Origin of the sequence: Candidatus Dedyshia acidiphila, assembly GCF_051025295.1 — a bacterium.
Classification (GTDB): domain Bacteria; phylum Acidobacteriota; class Terriglobia; order Terriglobales; family Acidobacteriaceae; genus KBS-83.
Window position 1 is genome coordinate 1 of sequence record NZ_JBMGJV010000071.1, and the last position, 8,682, is coordinate 8,682.

Sequence of the window (8,682 nt, forward strand, 5' to 3'; positions counted from 1 at the left end):
GAGATGCGTCCGTGACCGCCCGAGCCATAGGGACGGCACACGCCGATCTCATCAATCTGCGAAAAGATGTCGTCGATCGTGCTCGCGCCGCCATAGTCCAGCACACCGCAGATGTGCCCCATCTCATTTCCCGGCGGCACCCCGAATGTGCCGTAGGTCTCAATATGCTGCGCACGCCCATCGAGCACAGAGAACTCGACACCTCCATGAAAGCCATCGCTGGCTGGCGTGTATGTGCCGGTGGTGTTGGTCGTCGGCACCGTCGCCGCCGTGCCCGCCGCCCCCGTATCCGTAAAGGTCGTCGTCGCCGAGTTCGCCACGTTGGCAACGTTGAACAAGACGCTCTCCGCTCCCGCCGCCGTTCCGCGGTACACCCGGAACGCATAGGTGCCGCCCGTCACCGCAGGCTGCGGAATGGGTGGATTGCCCCAGTTCAGCGTCACACTGCCTGTCGTGCCCGTCACGGTTGCAGAAACTTCGGCCGAACCAGTCGACTCCCCATTCAGCAGCGTCGTCACCTTGTAGTAGTAGGTTCCCGCCGCCAGCGTCCCGCCCGTCCCGGATGCCGAGATCGTCACCTTGGTCGGTGCGTTCAGCCGGTTGTAAATGCCCCGGTCAAACCGCCACCAAGTATTGTTATCGAACGCCCACGTACTGTCCGCCAGATAGTCCTGACCATTGAACTGCACACCGTAGCCGCCGTTGTACGACGCGCTCAGGTTGTGTGTGTAGCCCTGTGAGAAGGCCACATCGATACCGCCCTGAGCCGGGCCACCACCTGCATAACTGTTCGGGTCGCCCGGCGCATTGATGCACCCGCCATTCGTGCATCCGTACTCCGCGATATCCTCCACGTCGCCACCCGTGATCGTGTCGTAGGTGGCGGTGGTGCCGTCCTGGCAGTGCGCCTGGTACGCATTCGTCACGTCCTGGAACACCAGCAGCACCGGGGTATTGTTATACGTCGCGAAAAAAAGTCGTGCCTGCACTCAGCCCCCTCGCGACCCCGCGAATCTGGGCAGCCGGGAAGGCCAGTGTCGGATACGCCGGCAGCCCTACCTTGAACCCGCCGGGTGGAAACGTCGTCGATGCGCTCGCCATCCTCGACCGCCACTACAACTCGCCCATCGACTACCACCCGCCCGCGCCCTCCATCTTCGCCGTGCGCGTCGGCAACGCCATGCAACTGCGCTGCGTCACGTTTGAGCAGAATCGCCTCGCGCTGCGCCCGCTGGAGCTCGAACACCCCATCGAACTGCTCACGCTGGGCCCTCACGAAGTCCCCTCGGACCTCATCGTCGGCCGCGTCTGCCTCAACATCGCGCCCCTCCCCTGACCCCGCCCCCCCACCTCCCTGAATCTGGTAGCATCGCGATGGAGAAAGCTCATGGATCAACCCGCGACCCCCAACAGCGCCGCGCGCCGCAACGAAGACATCGCTCTCGATCTGCTCAAGTTTGTCGCCGCTACGACCGGCGTCGGCCGCACCGCCGCCACCTCCACCGGGTTCACCACGCCCACCGCCGCCAAAGGCGACGACCAGGTCACCCATCTCCTCGAGCTCTATTCGCGCTGCCTCGAGGCGGTTCAGGGAAAGGTCGCCAGCACCCAGTCCAGCTTGTCGTCCAGCATCCGCTAGGGCAGCGGATGCCTCACCCGTACAGCGGCCTGCCGACACGTACCAGCCCCGGTGTGGACTAGCTTGGCCGCTGCCTCGTCACCCATCCGCTACGCCATCGTCGGAGCCGGCGCCTTCGGCGCCAACCATCTCCGCGTCCTTCAGCAGTTGCAGCATCCGAATACTTTGCAGCGCCAGGGCGGTCTCCAGGGCGCTCCGCAGAGGGATCTACAGAGCGCTCCCCACGGTCCCGAAGTAGAACTCGCCGCCGTGGTCGAGTCAGATGCCGGGCGCCGGCAGCAACTCAAGACCGATCATCCCGCCCTACCCGTCTTCGCCACCGTCGATGAGTGCCTCGCCGCCACCGCGGCAGCCCCGCTCCACGCCGCCTCCGTCTGCGTTCCCACCAGCGCGCATCGCGCGGTTGCCGAGCCGCTGCTCCGCGCTGGCCTCGATCTCCTGATCGAGAAGCCCCTCGCCGCCTCGCTCGCCGATGCGGACGCCCTGCTCACCCTGGCGCGCCAGCACGGTCGCCTGCTCCAGGTCGGCCACCTCGAGCGCTTCAACCCCGCCATCCTCGCCGTCGAGCCCTTCCTCCACGTGCCCATGTTCTTTGAGGCGCACCGGCTCAGCGTCTTCACCCCGCGCTCGCTCGATGTCGACGTCGTGCTCGACCTGATGATCCACGACCTCGACATCGTGCTGTCGCTGGTCGCCTCGCCCGTGCAGTCCGTTCACGCCGTCGGCCTGCCCGTGCTCTCGGGCAAGGTCGACATCGCCAACGTGCGCGTCGAGTTCGCCTCCGGCTGCGTCGCGAACTTCACCGCCAGCCGCGTCAGCACGGAGCGGGTCCGCAAGCTGCGCTTCTTCCAGCCTCACCAATATGTCTCGATTGATTACGCACGCCAGGATCTGCTGCTGATCAGCGTGCCCTCGCCGGGTCAGCAGAAGGCAAGCGCTCCTGCGGTCGACCCGGGCGGCCCTGCCCATCCCTCCGGCCTCGCCGTCCAGCATCCGCAGGTGACTGCGGGAGAACCGCTGCGCCTGGAGATCGAATCGTTTCTGGAGTGTGTTCGCACCCGGCGGGCGCCGCGCGTCACCGGGGAGGAAGGCCGCGCCGCGCTGGCGCTCGCCCTCGACATCAACCAGGCGATCGCCGAGCACCACACCCGCGCCGGGCTGGACCGCTTCGTCTGAACGAGCCCTACTCGGGGCTCAGTCCAGCTTCTGCACCTTGTAGTCCGGCGGAATCTTCAGCGCAAACTGCTCATCGTTGAGCGGCTGGTTCACAACCACCTTCTGCAACGTGATTGTGATCGAGTACGACTCCCGGGGACGCTGAATCACGATCGTGCTCGGCATCCGCACGTTCCCGAATTCCTTGTAGGGCCCGTACTCCACATGCGTTTCAATCTCGCCTTGCGGGTCGTAGATGTCCTGCCCGACCGGCAGGAGCGTCAACCGGCTGAAGCGGATCACGCGGCTTGGCTTCAGCACGCGCACCTGCAGCCGCGGGTCGTGCGGATCCGTCTCTTCGCCAATGTGCAGATCGTATTCCGGCGTCTCCACCAGCCGCTTGCCCTGGCGACTCAGCTCGGACGTCTGGGTTACGTACACCAGCCGCTCCGGCGTCACCGGCCGCACCAGCACTGAGTCCATGAACAGGCTGGGTCGCAGGTTCTCGATGCCATTCGCCGACGGCTTCGTGACCGTGTTGCTGCCCTCGACCGCCCGGCTCTTCGGCGGGATCACCAGCTTGAATGTCTTGCCATCGCTTGCCAGGTCGAAGGCATGCGTTCGCACCACCGGCAGCAGTGCCAGCACGCGCAGCATCGCCGGCTTGCGCAGCAGGATGTAGCCGTGGAATGGAGTGATGTCGGTCTGCTTGCCCTGCCGTGCGCCGCCGGACGAGGCCGCGAAATCCACCGTTGCCGTCAGGGTCTGAAAGCTCTCGTAGCGCTCGTTGATCCCGTTCACCAGCTGCGCGACGCTCGCGTCCATCGCTGGCCCCGCGACGACCTGCTGCTCCACCTTGTGGGTGTGGTAAAGGCAGCCGCTCAACGTCGGCAGCAGCGCCAGCAACCCCACACTCCACCATCGTCTCTGCATCGCGCGTTTTCGTCTGGACAGCAAACGTTCAGTATACCGGCCCTTACCGGCTGCCCGCGGCACGCTCGGCGTGGCGATAGGCCGACACATTGCGCTGATGTTCTTCGAGCGTCTTCGCGAAGCGAGAGTGCCCGCCCGTCCCCGGATCCGCCACGAAATAGAGAAAGTCGGTCGCCTTCGGGTGCAGCGCCGCCGCGAGCGATGCCGCCCCCGGACTGCAGATCGGGCCTGGCGGCAATCCCGTGTGCTTGTACGTGTTGTAGGCCGAGTCGCGCGCCAGATCCGACTGGTAGATCGTCCCCCGATACCGGTTTTCGAGCATCGCCGCGTAAATCACCGTCGGGTCCGTCATCAGCGGCATATTCCGTGTCAGCCGGTTCTCGAGCACACTCGCGACCAGAGGCCGCTCGCTCGCGACCGGCGTCTCCTTTTCGACCAGCGATGCCATCGTGACCGTTCGATGCACGTCACCCGTCAAACCGATCACATTCCCTTGCTGCCGGAACCGTTTCACCATCGCCCGCAGCATCGTCGCCGGCGTATCGCTCCTCTGGAACCGGTACGTGTCCGGATAGAGGTACCCTTCGAGCGTCACCGCGTGCGGGTCCAGGTCGCGGATCAGCGCCGTATCCTGGTGCGCCGCCTTGAGGAAAGCGTCATGCTGCGCCAGCTGCGCCGCCTCCACCGCCGCCGCGATGTCGAACAGGTTGTAGCCCTCCGGGATCGTGACCAGGCGGTAGAACACATCGCCGCGCCGCAGCCGGCTGTACACGTCGAAGACGCTCGCCGGATGATCGAACCGGTACTCACCGGCCTTGAGGGTGCCGCGCTGCAGGATGCGCGCCAGGTCGAAGGCATACCGGCTGCGGATGATGCCCCGCTGCTCAAGCAGCCGCCCCATCCCGCGCGAGGATGTGCCCGGCGGAATCTCGACGAAGGTCTCCAGGCGAGGCCCCGCTGGCCGGAAGAGGAGCCAGCCGCTGGCAAGCGCAATGGCCAGGAGCAGGAGGAGCAGAATGCGGCGCAACGCGGTCAGGTCCCTTCGCAATCGATCGGGCCAGAGCCCTGCAGCCGGCCCGCGGCTGCAAGCCCGATTGTATGCTCCCGGCCCCCACGGCTCACCTGCCGTTTAGTGCCCGGGCGCGCTTCCCGGCTTCGCCCGCTTCATCAGAAACGGCAGCGGAATCATGAACAGCGCGGCGATCGCGAACAGCCGGATGATGTCGACGTACGCCAGCACCGCGGCCTGCGACTGCATCTGCCCGTAGAGCCGCGCGACTGCCCCGGCGTGCGCATTCGCTCCCAGGCCGCCGGTGGCCAGCCGTTCTGCCAGCGCCGCGGTCCCGCGCAGATACGGGGCAGCGCTGCCCACCACGTGCGCTCCCAGGTACGTCTGGTGCCGCTGCGACTGCCGTGCCAGCAGCGTTGCCACGATCGCGGTACCGACCGAACCGCCGATGTTGCGCGCCAGGTTCGTCAACCCGGAGACATCGTTGTTGTTCTCCATCGGCACCCCGACATACGCCAGCGTCTGGATCGGAATGAACATGAACCCCAGCCCGGCCGCCTGGAAGAAGCGCAGCCACGCCGCATAGCCCAGCGACATCGTCAGGCTCAGGTGCGTCATGTGGAACAGCGCCGCCGACGTCACCGCGAAGCCGAACGCCAGCAGGTACCGCGCGTCCACGCGTGTGATCAGCGTGCCGACGATGGGCATCCCGATCAGTGTCGCGATCGCGCCCAGCGACAGTGTTTTGCCTGCGTCCGTCGCCGTGTAGCCCATCAGCGTCTGCAGCATCTGCGGAATCAGAATCGTCGTGCCGTAGAGCGCCAGCCCCAGGATGAACATCATCAGGAACGACAGCGCAAACGAGCGGCTGCGAAACAGCCGCATCTCGATGATCGGCTTTTCGCCCTTGCGAATACGCAACAGCTCCCACACGATCAGCGACACCAGGCTGACGACGCAGGTCACCGAGAATGCCGTGATGAAGTGCGATCCGAACCAGTCATCCTCCTGCCCCTTGTCGAGCACCACTTCGAGCGAGCCGAAGGCCAGCGCGGTCAGCAGGAAGCCCGTGTAGTCGATCCGGATCTTGCCCTCGCGCGCCTTCTTCACCGCGGCCAGCAGGTGCGGCGGATCTTCCACCACACGCTGCGTCAGGAACAGCGACAGCAGCGCCACCGGCACGTTGATGAAGAAGATCCAGCGCCACTCGTAGTTATCGGTGATCCACCCGCCGAACAGCGGGCCGATGGCCGGCGCTGTCACCACGGCGAGTCCGTAGAGCGCAAACGCCTGCCCGCGCTTCGCCGGTTCGAACGTGTCGGCCAGGATCGCCTGCTCGGACGTGGCCAGGCCGCCACCGCCCAGCCCCTGCAGCACGCGGAAGAACAGCAGCGTGGGCAGCGTTGGGGCAATGCCACACAGAAACGAGCTGATCCCGAACATCGCCACGCACGTCATGTAGAAGCGCTTGCGGCCGATCAGCGTCGCCAGGTAGCCGCTGATCGGCAGGATCACGGCATTCGCCACCAGGTAGGAGCTGATGACCCACGTCGCCTCGGACTGGCTCGCCGCCAGCGAACCTGCGATGTGCGGCAGCGACACGTTCGCGATCGAGGTGTCCAGCACCTCCATGAACGTCGCCAGAGTGACCGTGATCGCGATCACCCACGGGTTGTAGCGAGGCTTCCAGGCCGTCTGTTGGGCGGGTCGCTCGGTCAGGGTCGCAGTTGCCATACCGCTAAAATAGTACTATGCGTTACATTAACGCGTCGTCCTCAGCCCGGTATGCTGTTTCCATGAAGCGCAAGCTCGCCACGCCCGCTCGACCCGGCCGTGGACGTCCGCCCGCGCATGAAGTCGAACAGCGCGAGGAGCGCCTGCTCGACGCCGCCACCGAGACCTTCCTCGCCACCGGCTTCCGGCGCGCCAGCATGAACGACATCGCCCAGCGTGCGGGCGCTTCGAAGCAGACCCTCTACGCGCGCTACCCCAGCAAATCCGCGCTGTTCGCCGCCGTCATGGAGCGCAAGAGCAGCCAGATCTTCCGCGCGATCGGCCCGCTCGGACCGGACGCTCCCATGCGCGATACCCTGCTCCACTTCGGCTGCGCGCTGCTCAACGTGATCTCGAGCCCCGAGGCGACCGGCCTGCACCGCGTCATCCTCGCCGAATGCCTCGACAACCCCGAGCTCGGCGCCATGTTCTGGGACATCGGCCCCGGCCGCGTTCGCGAACACCTGACCGCGTATTTCGACAGTCTGCGTCAGTCCGGCCAGCTCGACTGCGCGGACGCTGCGCTCACCGCAGAGATGCTGCTTGGACTGCTTATCAGCCCCATGCATCTGCGCATGGCGCTTGGGCTCGCCATCCCGCAACTGGCAACGGCGAGCCGGCGTGAGGCGTGGGTCGCGCGCGCCGTCGACGTCTTCCTCCGCTCGGCGAGCGAAGCTCCGCCTCGGTGATAGTCATCTCGCTACAACCTGAGTTGCCATGTCGCTGCAAAGAAAACAGCCGGGCCGCCCTGGGGGACGGCACCGGCTGTTTCTGACAGACAGGGGATCGTCGCCTAGACGTTGATCGCCATGTTCTCGACTGCGCCAAAGCCGTCGAGCATCGCCTCAGCCAGTGTCGGGTGAGCGTGGATGGTGAACATCAGCTCATCGATGGTCGCCTCGAGCTCCATCGCGGTGACTGCCTCCGCGATCAGCTCGGTCGCCGACGGTCCGATGATGTGAACGCCCAGCACCTCGCCATACTTCGCGTCGGCCACGACCTTCACGAAGCCTTCGTGCTGCGCGACGATGGACGCCTTCGAGTTTGCAGAGAACGGGAACTTGCCGACCTTCACCTGCAGCCCGCGCTCCTTCGCCTGCGCCTCCGTCAGCCCCACGCTGCCGATCTGCGGCTCGCAGTAGGTGCACGCCGGAATGCGATCGCGCCGCACCGGCCGCGCCGGTCGACCGGCGATCTTCGACACCGCTACGATGCCGCACATCGCGCCCACGTGGGCGAGCTGCGGCAGCCCCGCGACAATATCGCCGATCGCGTAGATGCCCGGCTCGCTCGTCTCCATCCACTCGTTCGTGTGGACGAAGCCGCGCTCCAGCTTGACCTTCGTCTTGTCGAGCCCGATGCTCTCCGTGCGAGGTGAGCGGCCCACGGCGACCAGCACGCGCTCGGCCTCCTTCACCTGCTTTGTGCCGTCAGATGCAGTGAAGGTGACCTTGACGCCGTCCTTGGTGCGCTCGACCGACTCCACCTTTGCGCCCACCGCCGTCTCGATGCCGCGTTTGCGGTAGACGCGCGCCAGCTCCTTGCTGACGTCCTCGTCCTCATTCGGCACCATGCGTGGCAGGTACTCCACGATCGATACATCCGAGCCGAAGCTCTTGAAGATCGAGCCGAACTCGACGCCGACTGCACCCGCGCCGATCACCACCATCGACTTCGGAATGCTCTTCAGGTCGAGAATCTCCATGTTGGTCAGGATGCGGTCGTCCGGCTTCATGCCGGGCAGCATGCGGGCGTCGGAGCCCGTCGCCACCAGCACGGCCTTCGCCTGCACCTGCTGTGTCTTGCCGTCGGCGCCCTTCACGCTGATGCTGTGGACGCCGTCCTTCGCGCCACCGGTCAGGCTGCCGCTGCCGGCGATCACCGTGACCTTGTTCTTCCGCATCAGGAAGTCGAGGCCTTTTACATGCTTGGTGATGATCTGGTTCTTGCGATCGAGGATCGCCTGCCAGTTCAACGTGATCTCGCCAATGCCCTCGATGCCGTACTCCTTGGCATGCTTCACATGGTCGTAAATCTCGGCGTTGAACAGGATCGATTTCGTCGGAATGCAGCCCCAGTGCAGGCATGTGCCGCCCAGCTTCGGCTCCCGCTCAATCAGCGCCGTCTTCAATCCGTACTGTCCGGCGCGGATGGCTGCCGTGTAACCGGCGGG

8 protein-coding genes and 1 pseudogene are annotated in these 8,682 nt (G+C 65.6%); 4 read left to right on the forward strand and 5 right to left on the reverse strand.

Annotated features, from left to right (window positions below; genetic code table 11):
* Positions 1 to 989: pseudogene (locus AC5IJH_RS17970) on the reverse strand (hypothetical protein); the annotation flags it as partial.
* A 71-nt stretch (positions 990 to 1,060) separates the two neighbouring features.
* Between AC5IJH_RS17970 and AC5IJH_RS17975 the strand changes: the two are divergent.
* The 3 genes from AC5IJH_RS17975 (at position 1,061) to AC5IJH_RS17985 (ending at position 2,815) form a co-directional block, all read left to right on the forward strand.
* The gene (locus tag AC5IJH_RS17975; protein WP_491904203.1) at positions 1,061 to 1,336 is read left to right on the forward strand and encodes a hypothetical protein; all 276 of its coding nucleotides are present in this window, start codon (positions 1,061 to 1,063) and stop codon (positions 1,334 to 1,336) included.
* A 51-nt stretch (positions 1,337 to 1,387) separates the two neighbouring features.
* Positions 1,388 to 1,639 carry a hypothetical protein gene (locus AC5IJH_RS17980; RefSeq protein ID WP_491904204.1) on the forward strand — a complete coding sequence of 84 codons (252 nt, stop codon included), beginning with the start codon at positions 1,388 to 1,390 and terminating at the stop codon, positions 1,637 to 1,639.
* Positions 1,640 to 1,702: 63 nt separating this feature from the next.
* Positions 1,703 to 2,815, forward strand: a complete 1,113-nt coding sequence (locus AC5IJH_RS17985; protein ID WP_491904205.1) for a Gfo/Idh/MocA family oxidoreductase — start codon at positions 1,703 to 1,705, stop codon at positions 2,813 to 2,815.
* Between the two features lie 18 nt (positions 2,816 to 2,833).
* Here AC5IJH_RS17985 and AC5IJH_RS17990 read toward each other — a convergent pair whose 3' ends face one another.
* From AC5IJH_RS17990 to AC5IJH_RS18000, 3 genes are all read right to left on the reverse strand, one after another.
* Positions 2,834 to 3,751, reverse strand: a complete 918-nt coding sequence (locus AC5IJH_RS17990; RefSeq protein ID WP_491904206.1) for a DUF4292 domain-containing protein — start codon at positions 3,749 to 3,751, stop codon at positions 2,834 to 2,836.
* Positions 3,752 to 3,770: 19 nt separating this feature from the next.
* On the reverse strand, positions 3,771 to 4,754 hold the full coding sequence (gene mltG / locus AC5IJH_RS17995) for an endolytic transglycosylase MltG (RefSeq protein WP_491904207.1): 984 nt from the start codon (positions 4,752 to 4,754) through the stop codon (positions 3,771 to 3,773).
* A gap of 102 nt (positions 4,755 to 4,856) precedes the next feature.
* Positions 4,857 to 6,470, reverse strand: coding sequence for a DHA2 family efflux MFS transporter permease subunit (locus AC5IJH_RS18000; RefSeq protein WP_491904208.1), 1,614 nt, complete (start codon positions 6,468 to 6,470; stop codon positions 4,857 to 4,859).
* 62 nt (positions 6,471 to 6,532) lie between these two features.
* Here AC5IJH_RS18000 and AC5IJH_RS18005 point away from each other — a divergent pair, with 62 nt between their 5' ends.
* Positions 6,533 to 7,198, forward strand: a complete 666-nt coding sequence (locus AC5IJH_RS18005; RefSeq protein WP_491904209.1) for a TetR/AcrR family transcriptional regulator — start codon at positions 6,533 to 6,535, stop codon at positions 7,196 to 7,198.
* Positions 7,199 to 7,302: 104 nt separating this feature from the next.
* Here AC5IJH_RS18005 and lpdA read toward each other — a convergent pair.
* On the reverse strand, positions 7,303 to 8,682 hold a 1,380-nt coding region (gene lpdA / locus AC5IJH_RS18010), incomplete at its 5' end, for a dihydrolipoyl dehydrogenase (RefSeq protein ID WP_491904210.1).

Bases quoted from the DNA above. Each gene is read 5' to 3' on its own strand.
- AC5IJH_RS17980 (WP_491904204.1), top strand. From the start codon at position 1,388: ATGGATCAACCCGCGACCCCCAACAGCGCCGCGCGCCGCAACGAAGAC.
- AC5IJH_RS18000 (WP_491904208.1), bottom strand. From the start codon at position 6,470: ATGGCAACTGCGACCCTGACCGAGCGACCCGCCCAACAGACGGCCTGG.
- AC5IJH_RS18005 (WP_491904209.1), top strand. From the start codon at position 6,533: ATGAAGCGCAAGCTCGCCACGCCCGCTCGACCCGGCCGTGGACGTCCG.